Annotated in this window: 14 protein-coding genes; 6 read left to right on the top strand and 8 right to left on the bottom strand. The window is 71.6% G+C overall.

The annotated features are described in order from the left end of the window. Window positions 1–16 precede the first annotated feature (16 nt). From rdgB to clpS, 7 genes are all read right to left on the bottom strand, one after another. Window positions 17–619: an RdgB/HAM1 family non-canonical purine NTP pyrophosphatase gene (gene rdgB / locus ACWDUM_RS12380; RefSeq protein ID WP_450134722.1), complete on the bottom strand. Its 603-nt coding sequence runs from the start codon at window positions 617–619 to the stop codon at window positions 17–19. A gap of 34 nt (window positions 620–653) precedes the next feature. Continuing rightward, entirely contained in the window at window positions 654–1,436 is a 783-nt protein-coding gene (gene rph, locus ACWDUM_RS12375) for a ribonuclease PH (RefSeq protein ID WP_450116984.1), read from the bottom strand. A gap of 121 nt (window positions 1,437–1,557) precedes the next feature. Then, on the bottom strand, window positions 1,558–2,316 hold the full coding sequence (locus ACWDUM_RS12370) for a cyclic nucleotide-degrading phosphodiesterase (protein WP_450134226.1): 759 nt from the start codon (window positions 2,314–2,316) through the stop codon (window positions 1,558–1,560). A 133-nt stretch (window positions 2,317–2,449) separates the two neighbouring features. Then, window positions 2,450–3,097: a rhomboid family intramembrane serine protease gene (locus ACWDUM_RS12365; RefSeq protein WP_450134225.1), complete on the bottom strand. Its 648-nt coding sequence runs from the start codon at window positions 3,095–3,097 to the stop codon at window positions 2,450–2,452. A 52-nt stretch (window positions 3,098–3,149) separates the two neighbouring features. Beyond that, a complete protein-coding gene (locus ACWDUM_RS12360; RefSeq protein ID WP_450134224.1) occupies window positions 3,150–4,220 on the bottom strand; it encodes a P1 family peptidase in 1,071 nt (356 codons plus the stop codon). Continuing rightward, window positions 4,217–4,792 (bottom strand): oxidative stress transcriptional regulator AosR, encoded by a 576-nt coding sequence (aosR, locus tag ACWDUM_RS12355; RefSeq protein WP_450116980.1) that lies wholly within the window; start codon window positions 4,790–4,792, stop codon window positions 4,217–4,219. The genes ACWDUM_RS12360 and aosR overlap by 4 nt, the downstream gene beginning before the upstream one ends. A 39-nt stretch (window positions 4,793–4,831) precedes the next feature. Beyond that, window positions 4,832–5,179 (bottom strand): ATP-dependent Clp protease adapter ClpS, encoded by a 348-nt coding sequence (gene clpS, locus ACWDUM_RS12350; protein ID WP_450134223.1) that lies wholly within the window; start codon window positions 5,177–5,179, stop codon window positions 4,832–4,834. 124 nt (window positions 5,180–5,303) lie between these two features. Here clpS and ACWDUM_RS12345 point away from each other — a divergent pair, with 124 nt between their 5' ends. The 5 genes from ACWDUM_RS12345 to ACWDUM_RS12325 all read left to right on the top strand — a co-directional run bounded on the left by ACWDUM_RS12345 (window position 5,304) and on the right by ACWDUM_RS12325 (window position 13,034). Continuing rightward, window positions 5,304–6,635: a nicotinate phosphoribosyltransferase gene (locus ACWDUM_RS12345; protein WP_450134222.1), complete on the top strand. Its 1,332-nt coding sequence runs from the start codon at window positions 5,304–5,306 to the stop codon at window positions 6,633–6,635. Between the two features lie 11 nt (window positions 6,636–6,646). Beyond that, complete coding sequence (locus ACWDUM_RS12340) at window positions 6,647–7,258, top strand: isochorismatase family protein (protein ID WP_450134221.1); 612 nt, start codon at window positions 6,647–6,649, stop codon at window positions 7,256–7,258. A gap of 134 nt (window positions 7,259–7,392) precedes the next feature. Then, entirely contained in the window at window positions 7,393–9,360 is a 1,968-nt protein-coding gene (locus tag ACWDUM_RS12335) for an aconitate hydratase (protein WP_450134220.1), read from the top strand. 45 nt (window positions 9,361–9,405) lie between these two features. Continuing rightward, window positions 9,406–11,439, top strand: a complete 2,034-nt coding sequence (locus ACWDUM_RS12330) for an ATP-dependent DNA helicase (protein WP_450134219.1) — start codon at window positions 9,406–9,408, stop codon at window positions 11,437–11,439. A 152-nt stretch (window positions 11,440–11,591) separates the two neighbouring features. Beyond that, window positions 11,592–13,034 (top strand): phytoene desaturase family protein, encoded by a 1,443-nt coding sequence (locus tag ACWDUM_RS12325; protein ID WP_450134218.1) that lies wholly within the window; start codon window positions 11,592–11,594, stop codon window positions 13,032–13,034. Here the strand turns inward: ACWDUM_RS12325 and glgP are convergent. After that, the gene (glgP, locus tag ACWDUM_RS12320) at window positions 13,015–15,600 is read right to left on the bottom strand and encodes an alpha-glucan family phosphorylase (RefSeq protein ID WP_450134217.1); all 2,586 of its coding nucleotides are present in this window, start codon (window positions 15,598–15,600) and stop codon (window positions 13,015–13,017) included. The genes ACWDUM_RS12325 and glgP overlap by 20 nt on opposite strands. 95 nt (window positions 15,601–15,695) lie before the next feature. Between glgP and ACWDUM_RS12315 the strand changes: the two genes are divergently transcribed. Beyond that, window positions 15,696–17,702, top strand: coding sequence for a maltotransferase domain-containing protein (locus ACWDUM_RS12315; RefSeq protein ID WP_450116973.1), 2,007 nt, complete (start codon window positions 15,696–15,698; stop codon window positions 17,700–17,702). The last annotated feature ends 2 nt before the right edge of the window (window positions 17,703–17,704 follow it).

Here is a 17,704-nt window from a genome sequence, read left to right as displayed (position 1 = left end):
GGGGGGGGGTGGAACGTCAGCCGCGGGCCTCGAGAGCGGCGAGATCCGGGACCAGCTGGGCCAGCGCGCGGCCGCGGTGCGAGGCGGCGTCCTTCTCGGCCGGAGTGAGCTGCGCGGCGGTGCGCTCCTCCCCTTCGGGCCGGAACACCGGGTCGTAGCCGAAGCCGCCGTCGCCGTGGGGCTCGCGGGCGATCGACCCCGGCCAGGTCCCGCGGACCACGCGCTCGACTCCGCCCGGCACCACCAGCGCGCACGCGGACACGAACGCCGCGCCGCGCCGGTCGTCCGGGGTGTCGGACAGCTGCGCCAGCACCAGCGCGGTGTTCGCCGCGTCGTCGCCGTGACCGCCCGCCCAGCGCGCGGACAGCACACCCGGCATCGCGTTCAGTGCGTCGACCTCCAGCCCGGAGTCGTCGGCGACACAGGGCAATCCGGTGGCGGCGGCCCCGTCGCGGGCCTTGACGAGGGCGTTCTCCTCGAAGGTCGCGCCGGTCTCCGGCGTCTCGGGGAACTCCGGCACCTCGTTCAGGCCGACGAGTTCGATGCCCTCGACGCCTGCCGTCTCCAGCACCCGGCGCAGTTCGCCCAGCTTCTTCGCGTTCCGGGACGCGACGAGCAGCCGGACGGTGCCATCGGCGCCCGTATCCGACCGCTCAGGCACCGAACTTCTTCTTCTCGGGCGTCTTCGGCTCGGGCAGCTCGCCCGGGTACGGCAGCGCGAGCGCGGCCTTCTGCACCTCGAACAGCTGCTCGCAACCGGCGAGGGCCGAGTCGAGCAGCTTGTCGAGGGTCGTGCGCGGGAAGGTCGCGCCCTCGCCGGTGCCCTGGATCTCGACGAGGGTGCCGGTGTCGGTCGCGACGACGTTCATGTCGACCTCGGCGCGCGAGTCCTCCTCGTACGGCAGGTCGAGCCGGACGCGGCCGTCGACGACGCCGACGCTGACCGCGGCGATGCCGCAGGAGATCGGCTGCGGATCGGACAGCAACTCGGCCGCCCGCAGGTAGCTGACGGCGTCGACCAGCGCCACGTAGGCACCGGTGATGGCCGCGGTGCGGGTGCCGCCGTCGGCCTGCAGCACGTCGCAGTCGATGGCGATGGTGTTCTCACCGATGGCGGCGAGGTCGATGCAGGCGCGCAGGGACCGGCCGACGAGGCGGCTGATCTCCTGGGTGCGGCCGCCGACCTTGCCCTTGACGGACTCGCGGCCGCTGCGGGTGTGGGTCGCTGCGGGCAGCATCGCGTACTCGGCGGTCAGCCAGCCGAGGCCGGAGCCCTTCCGCCAGCGCGGCACGCCCTCCTCGACGCTGGCCGTGCACATCACGCGGGTGTTGCCGAACTCGACCAGCACCGAACCCGCGGGATGGCTGGTGAATCCTCGGGTGATCTTCACTTCGCGGAGCTCGTCGTCCGCCCTACCGTCCAGTCGTCTGCTCACCCCGGTGAGCCTAGTCGGCCGCGCCGACGGGACAACACAGTCGGCCGCGCCGACGGGACAACACGGTCGGCCGCCCGACGGGACAACACCGCCGGCTGCGCCGACCGGACGGCACGGCCGCTCAGATATCGAAGACGTCGCCCGCGCTGACGGCGTGGACGGGACCGGAGAACTCGGCCTTCGCCTCGGCGATGACGTCCTCGCGTGAGGTCCACGGCGGAATGTGGGTGAGCAGCAGCTCCCCGACCCCGGCGAGCGTGGCGAGCCTGCCTGCCTCCGCACCGGACAGGTGGATGCCGACGGGACGGTCCGGGTGGTGGGTCCACGACGCCTCGGACAGCAGCACGTCCGCATTGCGGGCGAGCTCGACCACCTGGTCGCACATGCCGGTGTCGCCGGTGTAGACCAGCGTGCGGCCGGCCGGGTTCGTGAATCGGAGGCCGTACGCCTCCGGCGGGTGGAACATCCGGGCCGACTGCACGGTGAGCCGGCCGTAGTCGAAGGTGCCGCCGTCGGTGAGGCGCCGGACGTCGAGGGTGTCGGAGACGTCGTCCATGCTGCCTGCGGACTCCGCGGAAGCGGATCCGATCCGGGGGTGGGTGTCCGCAGGGCCGTACAGCAGGGCCCGCCCGGCCGGCGGATTCGGGTGGTAGCGGCGCCACACCAGCAGTCCGGGGATGTCCAGGCAGTGGTCGGCGTGCAGGTGGGTCAGGAAGATCGACACCGCCCCGGGATCCTCGTACCGCTGCAGGGCACCGAGTACGCCGGGCCCGAAGTCGATGACGGCCGGCGGGGTGTCCGGTGCGGTGAGCAGATAGCCCGACGCAGGCGAGTCGGGCCCGCCGACGCTGCCCGAACAACCCAGGACGGTGATGCGCATAAGGGTCATGCTGCCACGCCCGGCCGGTGACGAAAAAGGATCGGCCCGAATCGAGACGAACGCACCCCGAACCGGCCGCTGAGCCTGCCGTCACACCCGCCCGCCCCCGGCCCCGATCCGGGCCGCCGGCCGACTACTGAGGCAGCGCTTTCGCCGCGCGCGCGGCCCGCACATCCGAGGCGAGGATCCAGGCGGCGAGGACACCACCGACCGCGCCGAACAGGTGTCCCTGCCACGACACCCCGGGCTGGCCGGGCAGCACGCCCCAGAGCATTCCGCCGTAGAACAGCAGGACCACGAGCCCCAGTGCCAGTTGCCCGAAGTGCCGGGTGAACAGGCCCCGGGCGATCAGGTAGGCGAGCCAGCCGAACACGAGCACCGACGCCCCGAGGTGGTTGGTGCCGGACCCGCCGGTCAGCCAGACCCCGAGGCCTCCGACCACCCAGATGATCGCGGTCGCCTCGAGCCCACGTGCGATGCCGGACAGCATCACCAGGAATCCGAGGACGAGCAGCGGGAGCGTGTTGGCGAGCAGGTGCCCCCAGCCGTAGTGCAGGACCGGCGCGAACAGGACGCCCCACAGCCCGCTGAGCGTGCGCGGCTCGACTCCGCCGCCGTCGAGCCGGTTGCCCACGAGCATGTCGATGAACTCGAGCACGTACAACCCGACCACGAAGGCGCTGATCGCGATCGCCGCCTGCTGCCACTGCGGCCGAGATCCGGTGGGCACGGGCGAATTCGACGGCCCGGGCACCGGGAAGGACGACGTGGGCTGGGTCATGCCCCGAGCCTACCCATGTGGGACCGTTCGGCGGCGGCTCACACGCGTTGACTCACCCGGCGAACGCGGACGGGAACTGGTCGCGGTAGCTGGGGATCCCGGCGACCGTGGTGGCGGAGAGGATCGCGTCGACGATCGACCTGGACACGACGTCCGCGGCGGCCGTGCACACGGCGTCGAGCACCGGCAGGTCGGGCGGGAACGCGGCCGGTACCTCGGCCGCGGGGGCGGGCAGGTCGTGTGTCCCGGTGGACAGCGCGAACAGGGTGTCGCCGTCGAGCGGTGAGTGCGCGGGCCGGATGGCGCGGGCCAGTCCGTCGTGCCCGGCGACCGCGACGCGGCGGCACGCGGCCTTGCTCAGCGGGGCGTCGGTGGCGACGACTCCGATGGTGGTGTTGAGGACGGTCCCCTTGCCGCCGAGTTCGATCGCGGCGGCGAGTTCCGCGGAGTCGGGCACCCGCAGTCCCCATGCGGCCGCGTCGCCGGCCGCGACCCCCCACGGCAGTCCGGTGGCCGGGTCGAACACCGACCCGACCGGGTTGGCGACCACCAGCGCGGCCACGGTGGCGCCCGCGGCGGGCCCGTCGCCGAGCACGGCACTGGCGGTGCCGATGCCGCCCTTGAGGATTCCCGCACGGGCGCCGACGCCGGCACCGACAGTCCCCCGCCGGAAGTCGGTGCGGGCGGCGTCCGCGGCGAGGAACCCGTGATCGGCGGTCGGGCGCACCGACCACTGCCCGACCGGCAGGTCGAAGATCACCGCGCCGGGCACGATCGGAACCACGTGACCGTCGGCATCCATCGGGATGCCGCGGCCGCGTTCCTCGAGCCAGCGCATCACCCCGTCGGCGGCGGCAAGGCCGTACGCGCTGCCACCGGTCAGGAGCACCGCATCCACCTTCTGGACGCTGTGACTGGGGTCGAGCAGGTCGGTCTCGCGGGTGCCGGGTCCGCCGCCGCGCACGTCGACCGCCGCGGTCGCCCCGCCGGCGGTGAGGACGACGGTGCAGCCGGTGGCCCGCCCGGACCCGAGGGTGGCGTCGGCGTCGAGTTCGTGGTGGTGGCCGACGAGCAGGCCTGCGACGTCGGTCAGGGCGTTTCGGGGCCCCGGCACCACCGTCACGGCAGGAGGACCTGGACCAGGGAGTCCTGCATCCAGGTGAGCCAGTGGTAGACGTCCAGGTGCGGCGCCCGCGGATCGTCGGGGTCGAGTTCGTCGGGGGTGTCGGCGTCGATCCCGATCGTGGTGCCGAGCGCGAGCCGGATGTCGTTGAGGCCGTACAGCCAGGATTCGGCCTGCTCGGGAGTGAGCACCACCTTGCCGCCGTCGGCGGGCACGGTCTGCAGGATCACCGCACCCGCGGCGACCTTGGCGTCGATGATCTCCGGCTCGTACAGGCTGCGCAGCGCGCCGTTGTCGTTGGCGTCGCGGGAATCGGGATCCACCGTGTCGCGGCCGGACCCGAAGAAGTCCGGCAGCAGCCGGGCGAGCGTCGCGTCGGTCGGGGCGGCGGAGTTGCCGGTCCGCAGTCCGGTGAGTTCGGCGAGATCGTCCTGCGGCGCGGACGCCGACCGGTCCTCGAGCAGGCCGAGCACCGAGGTCACCAGCGACCTGAGTACCGACGCCTCCCGGGCATCCATCTCGGACCGGATCTTGACGCCGCCCAGCGAGTTCTTACGGCTCCATGTGCGCACGGGTGGTTACCTGGCAGTCCTTCCGAGTCAGGGGGTGGCTCAGCTGTCGCGCTGCATGGTGGCCCAGAGGCCGGCCGCGTGCAGGCGTTGCACGTCGTGCTCCATCTTGTCCCGGGAACCGGACGAGACGACCGCCTTGCCTTCCTTGTGCACCTGCATCATCAGATCGGTGGCCTTGGCCTTGCTGTAGCCGAACAGCTTCTGGAAGATGAACGTCACGTAGTGCATGAGGTTCACCGGATCGTCCCACACCACCGTCACCCAGGGCCGGTTCAGCGATTCGTCCTCGTCGGTGACCTCTGCCTGTTCGGGCAGCACCGTAGGAGCCGGGGTGGGCATGCTGGCCATCGGCACGGCCATGAGAGTGATGTACGGGCGCGGAGCCATATGTCCAGACTACGACGCCATCCGGACCAATTGAACACCGCGCGAGCAATACCCTGCGGACCACGCGCGCGAAACGCCGGGTCCGCGCCGGTCCCGGCGGCCCGGCTGCTCGTAGGGTGACGGCGTGACGAACTCCCAGTGGTCCCAGCCCGCGACCAGCACCGCACTGCTCACCGACCAGTACGAACTGACGATGCTCGCGGCCGCGTTGGCCGACGGCTCGGCCGAGCGCCACTGCACCTTCGAAGCCTTCGCCCGCCGCCTCCCCGACGGCCGCCGCTACGGCGTCGTCGGCGGTGTCGAACGGCTGCTGGACGCGTTGGAGCGGTTCCGGTTCGGCGAACCCGAGCTGGCGGTCGCGTCGACGTTCCTCGACGACGACACCCTGTCCTGGCTGCGGGACTACCGGTTCACCGGCGACATCGACGGCTACCGGGAGGGCGAGTTGTACTTCCCGGGGTCGCCGATCCTGTCGGTCCGGGGCTCGTTCGCCGAGTGCGTCCTGCTGGAGACGCTGATCCTGTCGATCCTCAACCACGACAGCGCGATCGCGTCGGCGGCGGCCCGGATGGTCAGTGCCGCCGACGGCCGGACGCTGATCGAGATGGGCTCCCGGCGCGCACACGAGGAGTCCGCGGTCGCGTGCTCGCGCGCCGCCTACCTGGCCGGGTTCACCGCCACTTCCAACCTCGAGGCGGTGCGCCGCTTCGGCGTGCCCGGCGCGGGGACCAGCGCCCACTCGTACACCCTGCTGCACACCACCGCCGCGGGCCCGGACGAGGCGGCGGCGTTCCGCGGTCAGGTCGCCAAGCTCGGCGTCGGCACCACGCTGTTGGTGGACACCTACGACATCACCGAGGGCGTCAAGACCGCGATCGCGGTGGCCGGACCGGAGCTGGGCGGCGTGCGGATCGATTCCGGCGACCTCGGGGTGTGGGCCCGGCAGGTGCGCCGTCAGCTCGACGATCTCGGCGCGACGAAGACGAGGATCGTGGTGTCCGGCGACCTGGACGAGTACGCGATCGCGGCACTGCGGGCCGAACCGGTGGACAGTTACGGCGTGGGGACCGCGCTGGTCACCGGGTCCGGTGCGCCCACCGCGGGAATGGTCTACAAGCTGGTCGAGGTCGACGGGATCCCGGTGGAGAAGCGCAGCAGCCAGAAGTCGTCGCGCGGCGGCGGCAAGTGCGCCATCCGGTTCGCCCGGACGACGGGGACGATCGTCGAGGAGGTCGTGTACCCGGCGGACGCACCGGTTCCGGACGGCGGCGGGCTGACCGGCCGGCCGCTGATGATCCCGATGGTCCGTGGCGGCGAGCTCGAACCCGATCTGCCCGGTCTCGACGACGCACGGGAACTGCTCGCGCGGAACCTGGTGAGTCTGCCGTGGGAGGGTCTCAAGCTCTCGCACGGCGAGGCGGCGGTCCCGACGCGGTACGTCGGCGACTTCGCGTGAAGAATCGAGTCATGAGCACCACCATCCGCAGGGCCCTGATCATCGTCGACGTGCAGAACGACTTCTGCGAGGGCGGCTCCCTCGCCGTGACGGGCGGCGCAGCGGTCGCGGCGGCGGTCAGCGACTACCTGGCCACGCCGGGACGTCCGCGGTACGCCGCGATCGTCGCGACCGCGGACCGGCACATCGACCCCGGGCCGCACTTCTCCGACCGGCCCGACTTCCGCGACAGCTGGCCGCCACACTGTGTGGTCGGGACGCCGGGCACCGAGTTCCATCCGGCGCTGGACACCTCCGCGATCCAGGAGGTGTTCGGCAAGGGCAACTTCGCGGCGGCCTACTCCGGGTTCGAGGGCAGTTCGAGCGACGGCGACTCGCTCACCGACTGGCTGCAGGACCACGAGATCGCCGCCGTGGACGTGGTCGGGATCGCCACCGACCACTGCGTGCGCGCGACGGCGATGGATGCGGTCCGGGAGGGATTCGACACGCGGGTGCTGCTGGACTACACGGCCGGGGTGGCGCCGGACACGGTGCGCACGGCGATGCACGCGATGCAGAACGCAGGCGTGACTCTGGTCGGCTGGTCGGCTCCGACACCGCGCCGCACAACCAAACGGTGACCACGGGCCGTACGTCCCGTTCACGTTCGTAGCACAGCCGCAGTTTCCGGTGCATGCTGGGAGACAGCGGATCAGGCCCTGCGACGCGGCCCCGCCACCGTCCAGGGACGCCCCGGCGGCGGGTGGGAGCAGACATGTCGACCACTGCCGGCCGGAAGGGCACTGTCGCCGGCAAGCTCATCGGAACGCACCTGGTCTCCGGGCGGATGGAACCGGACGAGGAGATCGCGATCCGCGTGGATCAGACGCTCACCCAGGACGCCACCGGAACGCTGGTGATGCAGGAACTCGAGGCACTGCACCTCGACCAGGCGCGAACCGAGCTGAGCGCCCAGTATGTCGACCACAATCTGCTGCAGACGGACGAGAAGAACGCCGAGGACCACGAGTTCCTGCGGACCGCCTGCCTGCGCTACGGCCTGTGGTACTCCAAACCGGGCAACGGGGTGTCGCATCCGACCCACATGCAGCGATTCGGGATCCCGGGCAAGACGATGGTGGGCTCCGACTCGCACACTCCCGCTGCGGGCTCTCTCGGCATGCTGGCCATCGGGGTCGGCGGGCTCGAGGTCGCACTGGCCATCGCCGGTCAACCGCTGCACCTGCGGATGCCACGAATCTGGGGCGTGGAGCTCGCTGGCCGACTGTCGCCGTGGTGTTCCGCCAAGGACGTGATTCTCGAGATGCTCCGCCGGCACGGAGTCAAGGGCGGCGTGAACCGCGTCATCGAGTACCACGGCCCAGGGCTGGCGACGCTGACCGCGATGGATCGCCACGTGATCGCGAACATGGGCGCCGAGCTGGGCGCGACGACGTCGGTGTTCCCGGCCGACGACGCGGTGCGGGAGTTCCTGCGTCTCGAGGACCGCGAGGGCGACTTCGTCGAGCTCCTCGCGGACGACGGCGCCGCATACGACGTGACCGAGCGGATCGATCTGTCGACCATCGAGCCGCTGATCGCGATGCCCTCGTCGCCCGACAACGTGGTCCCGGTGCGCGAGGTCGCCGGCGAGGACGTCAGCCAGGTGGTGATCGGCTCGTCCGCCAACCCGGGACTGCGCGACTTCGCGATCGCCGCCGCCATGGTGGCGGGACGTCAGACGGTGCCGGGCGTGAGTTTCGACGTCAACCCGTCCTCGCGGGAGATCTTCGCCGACCTCACGCGCATGGGAGCGACTCTCGAACTGATCGGCGCCGGCGCGCGGATCCATCAGTCCGGTTGTATGGGCTGTATCGGGATGGGGCAGGCGCCCGCGACCGGCCGGAACTCGCTGCGGACGATGCCCCGCAACTTCCCCGGGCGCTCCGGCACCAGGGAGGATTCGGTGTGGTTGTGCTCGCCCGAGACGGCCGCCGCGTCCGCGCTCACCGGAAGTATCACCGATCCGCGCGACTGGGCGAAGGACAGTGGAATGGCGTATCCGAACCTGGAACTGCCCACCCGTGCCGCGGTGAACACCGCCATGCTGGTTGCGCCCCTGCCTGCGGATGACGCGCGACGCGTCCGGGTGGTCAAGGGACCCAACATCTCGTCCCTCCCGGAATTCGGACCACTGCCCGATCGGATCGAGGCCCCGGTGATCCTGAAGGTGGGCGACAACATCTCGACCGACGAGATCTCGCCCGCCGGGGCGCGGGCGCTGCCGTACCGGTCGAACATTCCCGAGCTGGCCAGGTTCACGTTCACACAAATCGATGAGACATATCCGGAGCGGGCGGCCGCGTCCGCGGACGGACACGTCGTCGTCGGTGGGGACAACTACGGGCAGGGCTCGTCGCGTGAGCACGCCGCGATCGCACCGCGTTATCTGGGCTTGCGCGTGGTGCTCGCCAAGTCGTTCGCACGCATCCACTGGCAGAACCTGGCGAACTTCGGTGTGCTGGCACTGGAGTTCGACGATCCTGCCGATTACGAACGCGTCGCCCAGGGCGATGTGCTGCTTCTCGACGGGCTCCGCGAGGCATTGCAGTCGGGATCGGCACTGACCGTGTCCCCGGCCGCCCGGGACGGGATCGTCCCGGTCCATCACCGGCTCTCCCGCCGGCAGATCGACGACGTGCTGGCCGGCGGAGTGATCCCGCGCCTGGCGCGCGAGCAATGAGGGACGGCGACGCCCGCACCGATCCGCGGGCAGTAGTCTTGTCCGGTGCGTGAACTCCCCACCGTCCCCGAGTTGCTGTCCGAGGCGGTGCACGCTCTCGGGGGTGCCGAGCGGCGGAACCAGCTGACGATGGCGTCGGCGGTCGCGCACGCGATCGAGTCCGGGGAGCACCTCGCGGTGCAGGCAGGCACCGGCACCGGCAAGTCGCTCGCCTACCTGGTGCCGAGCGTGCGGCATGCGGTGGAGTCGGGCCGCACCGTGGTGATCTCGACGGCGACGATCGCGCTGCAGCGCCAGCTGGTCGACCGGGACCTGCCGCGCCTCGCGAAGGCACTGAAGAAGGCACTCGGCCGGGAGCCCCGGTTCGCGATCCTCAAGGGCCGCAACAACTACCTGTGCATGAACAAGGTGCACACCGGCATGGCCGAGCAGCCGGCACCGGAGACCGAACTGTTCGACGCGTTCGCGGTGTCCCGGCTCGGCCGGGAGGTGCAGCGGCTGACGAAGTGGTCGTCGGACACCGAGACCGGGGACCGTGACGAGCTGGTGCCCGGCGTCAGCGATCAGGCGTGGCGCCAGGTCAGCGTCACCGCCCGCGAGTGCCTCGGCAAGTCCCGCTGCCCGATCGGCGAGGACTGCTTCGCCGAGCGCGCCCGCGCGGAGGCCGCGCAGGTGGACGTCGTCGTCACCAACCACGCGCTACTGGCGATCGACGCCATCTCCGGGATCGCGGTGCTGCCCGAGCATGACGTGGTCGTGATCGACGAGGCGCACGAACTGGTGGACCGGGTGACCGGCGTGGCGACTGCGGAGTTGGCCCCGGCGACGGTCAGCGCGGCCGCCCGGCGCTGCACGAAGCTGGTCGAGGAGCAGGACGCGGACCGACTCGAGGCGTCGTCGGAGGCATGGGCCGAGGTGCTCGAGGAGCTGCCCGCGGGACGGTGGGAACACCTGCCCGACGGTGCCGGGCAGGCCCTGGCCCTGGTCCGGGACGCCGCGTGGGCGGTGCGCACCGCGATCGGTCCGTCCCGGCCTGGTCAGGCGGCGGCGGATCCGGAGTCCGCGGCGGCGCGGGCGGCCGCGCTGTCGGCGGTCGACGAGGTGCACGACAGTGCCGTCCGGGTGCTCACGGCGTTCGACGAGCCCGATCCCGCCAAGCATCGGGACGTGGTGTGGCTGTCCGACGACGAGCGGCGCGGCAAGCTGGTGCGGATCGCGCCGCTGTCGGTCGGCGGGCTGCTGCGCAGCCGGTTGTTCGACGAGTCGACGGTGGTGTTGACGTCCGCGACGCTGACGGTCGGCGGATCCTTCGACGGTCTGGCGGTGGAGTGGGGGCTGCCGGCGCAGGCCTCGGTCCGGAGTGACACCGCGATGGCGACGGGCACCGAGGCCCCGTCCGACGACTCGGCCGCCAAGTGGAACGCCCTCGACGTCGGATCCCCGTTCGACCACGCGAAGGCCGGAATCCTGTACGTGGCCAAGCATCTTCCGCCGCCGGGCCGCGACGGCCTGTCACCGCGGTTCCTCGACGAGATCGAGGAGCTGGTGACCGCGGCCGGTGGCCGTACGCTCGGCCTGTTCTCCTCGACGCGGGCAGCGAAGGCGGCGGCCGCCGAGATGCGCCAGCGCCTCGACACGCCGGTGCTGTGTCAGGGCGACGACGCCACCGGACAGCTGGTGCGCAAGTTCGCCGAGGACGAGGCGACGTCCCTGTTCGGCACCCTGTCGTTGTGGCAGGGCGTGGACGTGCCGGGTCCGTCGCTCTCGCTGGTGATCCTGGACCGGATCCCGTTCCCCCGCCCGGACGACCCGCTCCTGGCGGCCCGGCAGCGCGCCGTCGAATCCCGCGGGGGCAACGGCTTTCTCGCCGTCTCGGCCAATCACGCCGCGCTGTTGCTGGCGCAGGGCGTCGGTCGCCTGCTGCGAAGCGTCGACGACAAGGGCGTGGTCGCGATGCTCGATTCCCGATTGGCCACCGCCCGGTACGGCGGATACCTGCGCGCCTCGCTCCCCCCGTTCTGGGAGACCTCCGACCCGATCGTGGTCCGCAAGGCGCTGGAGCGGCTCGCGGGCGGCTGACGGCCGCCGAACGGCCCTGTCCCGAAGGGACCCCGAACAGTCCCGTCCCGCACGGCGTCCGGTGGACACTGGAGGTGACAGCCGACCGGGCGCCGACCGACCGGTGGCCACAGCAAGGAGCCGAGGATGCGCGAGACCCGCAGGACCCGGCCGTGAGCACCGCGGTCGTCGTCGGCAGCGGACCCAACGGGCTCGCTGCCGCGGTGCATCTCGCCCGCAGCGGCGTCGCCGTTCAGGTGCTCGAGGCCGCCGACACGATCGGCGGCGGCACCCGTTCCGGAGAAGCGACCGTGCCCGGGCTGATCCACGACGAGTGTGCCGCCTTCCACCCGCTCGGTGCGGGCTCGCCGTTCCTTCGGACGCTCGGCCTCGACCGGTACGGCCTCACCTGGCGGTGGCCCGAGGTCGACTGCGCCCATCCCCTCGACGACGGGGACGCGGGTCTGCTGTACCGGTCGGTGGCGGAGACGGCGGCCGGACTCGGCGTCGACGGCCCGCGGTGGCGACGCCTCGTCGAGGATCTGGCAGGCAACGTCGACGATCTGGCCGCGGACCTGATGCGGCCGATCATCCGGATCCCGCGGCACCCGCTCGAGGTGGCCGCTTTCGGCGCGCGGGCACTCCTCCCGGCCACGGTGACGGCGCGGTGGCTGCGCACCGACAGGGCCCGCGCCCTGTACGGCGGGGTGGCCGCGCACGCCTACCACCGGCTGGACCGTCCGGCCACCTCCGCGGTCGGGCTGATGATCGCCGCGGCGGGCCACCGCCACGGCTGGCCGGTCGCCGAGGGCGGATCCCGCGCCATCGCCGACGCACTCGCCTCGATGCTGACCGAGCACGGCGGGACGATCAGCACCGGTGTCCGCGTCCGCAACGCCAGGGACATCCCACCCGCGGATGTGGTCCTGCTCGACCTGACGCCCGCGGCGGCACTCGCGGTGCTCGGCGATCGGATACCGGTGCGCGTCGCCCGGGCGTACCGCCGGTTCCGGCACGGGGCGGCGGCGTTCAAGGTCGACTTCGCCGTCGACGGCCCGATTCCGTGGACCGCCCCGGCGTGCGGCCGGGCCGGGACGGTCCACCTGGGCGGGAGTTTCGACGAGGTGGCCGCGGCCGAGCGCGAGGTCGCCGCGGGCCGGATGCCGCAGCGGCCGTTCGTCCTGCTCGGGCAGCAGTACGTCGCCGATCCCACCCGCTCCCACGGGAACCTCAACCCGGTGTATGCGTACGCCCATGTACCGCACGGCTATTCGGGCGACGCCACCGAAGCGGTGCTCGCGCAGATCGAACGGTTCGCGCCAGGGTTCCGCGATCGGGTCGTCGCCACCACGGCATCCGGTCCGGCCCGCATGGCCGCGTCGAACCCGAACAACGTCGGCGGCGACATCGTGGGCGGCGCCAACGCGGGCACCCAGGTGCTCTTCCGCCCGCGCATCGCGTTGGACCCGTACAGCGTCGGAATCCCGGGCACGTACCTGTGCTCCGCGTCGACGCCACCCGGGGCCGGCGCGCACGGCATGTGTGGCCACAACGCCGCTGAGGCGGCGCTGCGCCACCTGCGTCGGAAGGGCGCGGCTACCCGACCGGCACCGTGACCAGTCCCAGCTCCGCGTCGCCCGCCAGCAGATCGTGGTGCGGCAGTACGCGCACGGTGTAGCCGACGGCCCCCGACAACGGCAGCGCCGTGTCGACGACGTACACCTGTCCCAGTTCGTCGGAGCCGTCGTGTGTCATCGGCACGGTCACCACATCGGTGAGGTCCTCGTCCGGGCCGACCCTGCCGAGGACCGCCTGCACGCTCACCTCGCCGGGTTCGAGCCCGCCGAGCTGGACGTAGGCGCGCAGCGCCAGCTCGGCGCCGATGACCGGGGTGTCGGGCAGGCCGGAGCTGTCGACCTGCACCACCTGCACCGCGGGCCACGCCGCCTCCACCCGGTCGCGGTAGCGGGCCAGCTGCCGTGCGCCGGCGTACCCGTCCGCCACCACGGTCCGCGCGGCGCGCGCCGCCGGCGCGTACAGGTCGACGGTGTAGTCGCGAACCATCCTGGACGCCAGCACCTTCGGGCCCAGCGACTGCAGGGTGTGCCGCACCATCTCCACCCACCGCGCCGGCACACCGTCCGCGCCGCGGTCGTAGAACTTCGGCAGCACCGACTGCTCGAGCAGCTCGTACATGGCGTTCGCCTCGAGGTCGTCACGACGCGTCTCGTCGAGCACCCCGTCCGCGGTCGGGATGGCCCAGCCGTTCTCCCCGTCGAACATCTCGTCCCACCAGCCGTCCCGGATGGACAGGTTCAGCCCGCCGTTGAGCGCCGACTTCATCCCGGACGTGCCGCACGCCTCCAGGGGCCGCAGCGGGTTGTTCAGCCACACGTCGCACCCCCAGTACAGGAACCGGGCCATCGACATGTCGTAGTCGGGCAGGAAGACGATGCGGTGCCGCACGTCGTGCTGGTCGGCGAACCGCACCACCTGCTGGATCAGCGCCTTGCCGCCGTCGTCGGCGGGATGGCTCTTGCCCGCGACCACCAGCTGCACGGGACGCTTCTCGTCGAGCAGCAGCGCCCGCAGTCGCTCCGGGTCCCGCAGCATCAGCGTCAATCGCTTGTACGTCGGCACCCGCCGCGCGAACCCGACCGTCAGGACGTTCGGATCGAATACCTCTGCGGTCCAGCCCAGTTCGGCCTCCGTCGCACCGCGTTCGATCCAGGACGCGCGGACCCGGCGACGCACCTCGTCGACCAGTTGGCCGCGCAGCGCGGATCGGGTCGCCCACAGCTCGGCCGCCGGGACGTCGCTCAGCCGCTCCCAGCCGCGTGCCTCCTCCACCAGCTCCGGTCCGGCTGCGCGCCGGGCCAGGTCCATCCACTCGCGGGCCGCCCAGGTCGGCGCGTGCACCCCGTTGGTCACCGATCCGATCGGCACCTCGTCGGCGTCGAATCCCGGCCACAACCCGTTGAACATGTCGCGGCTGACGATGCCGTGGAGTTTCGAAACACCGTTCGCGCGCTGCCCGAGGCGCAGACCCATGTGCGCCATGTTGAACACCGACGGGTCCGCCTCCCGGCCGAGGTCGAGAATGCGATCCACCGTCAGCCCGGGCAGCAGCGCGGACTCGCCACCTCCCCCGCCCCCGAAGTAGTTCCGCACCAGATCCGCCGGGAACCGGTCGATCCCCGCGGGCACGGGCGTGTGCGTGGTGAACACCGTCGCCGCCCGCACCGCGGCGAGCGCAGCGTCGAAGTCCAGTCCCGCACCGGTGATCAGTTCGCGGATCCGCTCCACCCCGAGGAATCCCGCGTGCCCCTCGTTCATGTGAAACACCTCGGGGTCGGCGAGACCCTCGGCGTTCGTGTAGGCGCGCACCGCCCGAACCCCGCCGATGCCGGCGAGGATCTCCTGCTTGATCCGGTGGTCCTGGTCGCCGCCGTACAGCCGGTCGGTCACCCCGCGGAGCTCGGGATCGTTCTCGGCGATGTCGGAGTCCAGCAGCAGCAGCGGCACCCGGCCGACCTGCGCCACCCACACCCGGGCCCGCAACACCCGGCCCCCTGGCATGGCGACGTGCAGCAGCACCGGGGCACCGGATCCGGGCTCGGTCAGCAACCTCAGCGGCAGGCCCTGCGGGTCCAGCGACGGGTAGTGCTCGGCCTGCCAGCCGTCCGCGGTCAGCGACTGCCGGAAGTAACCGGAGCGGTACAGCAGACCGACACCGATCAGCGGCACCCCGAGGTCGGAGGCGGCCTTGAGGTGGTCGCCGGCCAGGATGCCGAGGCCACCGGAGTAGTTCGGCAGCACCTCCGTGACGCCGAATTCCATGGAGAAGTAGGCGATCCCGCTGGCCAGATCCCGATCCTTGGCCTGCTGGTTCTGGTACCAGCGCGGCCGGTCGAGGTACTCGTCCAGGTCGGTCTCGAGCCGGTCGAGCTCCGCGACGAACGAGGCGTCACCGGCGAGTTCGTCGAGCCGGGACGGGGCGACCTCGCCGAGCATCCGGACCGGGTCGTGACGCACCCGCGTCCACAGTTCGGGGTCGATCCGGGCGAACAGATCCTGGGTCGGCGGGTGCCAGGACCAGCGCAGGTTCGTCGACAGCGGCCCGAGCGCGGACAGCCGATCGGGGAGGTGGGCACGGACGGTGAACCGACGCAAGGCTTTCACCTGGCGAAGACTACCGATCCCGGTGCCGTTGGTCCTGTCGTGCGGGGAGCTTCGTCACGCGCGCACATCCGGTCGCTACCCGTAAGGTTTCAACCATGACCGGGCGGATAGGCATCGACGACGTCGTCCCAGCCATCGAGGGAGGCCGACACCCGGCGAAGGCCGTGGTGGGTGAGACGTTCCCGGTGACGGCGTCGGTGTGGCGGGAGGGGCACGACGCGGTCGCCGCCACGCTCGCGGTGCGCGGTCCGGGATTCACCCGCAGCATCCGGATCCCGATGCTGCCGGGCCCGCTGCCGGACACCTTCGCCGCCGTGTTCACCCCCACCTGCCCGGGCACCTGGACCTATCGGGTGGAGGGGTGGAGCGACCCGATCACCACGTGGCGGTCCGCGATCGAGGCCAAGCTCGCGGTCGGGCAGGGCCCCACCGAACTCGCCAACGACCTGGAGATCGGCGCCCGGCTGTTCGAGCGCGCGTCCCGGACCGTCCCGCGCGGGGACCGGGCCCGCTGCCTCGCCGTCGCGACCGCACTGCGCGGTACCCAGCCGCTGCCCCAACGGGTGGCGCCCGCGTTCGCGCCCGCGATCACCGAACTGCTGCGCGCGCACCCGCTGCGCGATCTGCTGACCCGCAGTCGCGCCCTGCAGGTGTGGGTGGACCGCACCCGAGCCCTGTTCGGGTCCTGGTACGAGTTCTTCCCCCGCTCGACCGGCGGCTGGGACGCCGAGGGCCGTCCCCGTCACGGCACCTTCGCGACCGCCGCGAACGACCTGCCGCGGATCGCGGGCATGGGATTCGACGTCGTGTACCTGCCGCCGATCCACCCGATCGGCCGGGTGAACCGCAAGGGCCCCAACAACTCGCTGACGCCGGGACCGGACGATGTCGGGTCACCGTGGGCGATCGGCGCGGCGGAGGGCGGCCACGACGCCATCCACCCGGAGCTGGGCACGATGAAGGACTTCCGGGCCTTCGTCACCCGGGCCACCCGGCTCGGGCTCGAGGTCGCGCTCGACCTCGCCCTGCAGTGCGCGCCCGACCACCCCTGGGCGGCAGCGCATCCCGAGTGGTTCACCGTGCTTCCCGACGGCACGATCGCATACGCGGAGAACCCGCCGAAGAAGTACCAGGACATCTACCCGGTCAACTTCGACGACGACCGTGACGGCATCTACACCGAGGTGCTGCGGGTGGTCCGGTTCTGGATCGCGGCCGGCGTCAGGATTTTCCGGGTCGACAACCCGCACACCAAGCCACCGGACTTCTGGGAGTGGCTGATCGCGGAGGTCAAGACCACCGACCCGGACGTGCTGTTCCTGTCCGAGGCGTTCACCCGCCCCGCCCGCCTGTACGGCCTCGCCAAGCGCGGATTCTCGCAGTCGTACACCTATTTCACGTGGCGGGTGCACAAGCAGGAGCTGATCGAGTTCGGCACCGAGATCGCGGCGAAGGCGGACGAGGCGCGACCGAACCTGTTCGTCAACACCCCCGACATCCTGCACGAGAGCCTGCAGGTCGGCGGGCCCGGCATGTTCGCGTTGCGGGCGGCGCTGGCCGCGACCCTCGCTCCGACGTGGGGTGTCTACTCGGGATACGAACTCTACGAGCACGTCCCGGTGCACCCGGGCAGCGAGGAGTACCTCGATTCGGAGAAGTACCAGCTGCGGCCCAGAGACTTCGACGGCGCCCGCGCCCGCGGCGAGTCGCTCGAGCCCTGGCTGACGACGCTCAACCGGATCCGGCGCACCCACCCGGCACTCCAGCAGTTGCGCAACATCACCTTCCACCACGTCGACAACGACTCGCTGATCGCGTACTCGAAGTTCGACCCGGTCACCGGGGACGCGGTGCTGACGGTGGTCAACCTGAATCCGTACGGCCCCGAGCAGGGCACGATCTGGCTGGACATGCCCGCTCTCGGCCGGGACTGGCACGACCGCATCGCCGTGCTCGACGAGGTCTCCGGCGACCAGTACGACTGGGGCCAGACCAATTTCGTCCGGCTCGAACCGTGGCGGGCGGTCGCGCACATCCTCGCGCTGCCCCCGGTCCCCTACCCGGCGCGGCTGCACCTGGCCCACCGCCCGCCGGTGTCGTGAGC

The organism is Rhodococcus sp. NPDC003322 (genome assembly GCF_053589555.1).
The sequence above is the reverse complement of the archived record's forward strand: the minus strand, read 5'-3'. Positions and strand labels throughout refer to the sequence as shown.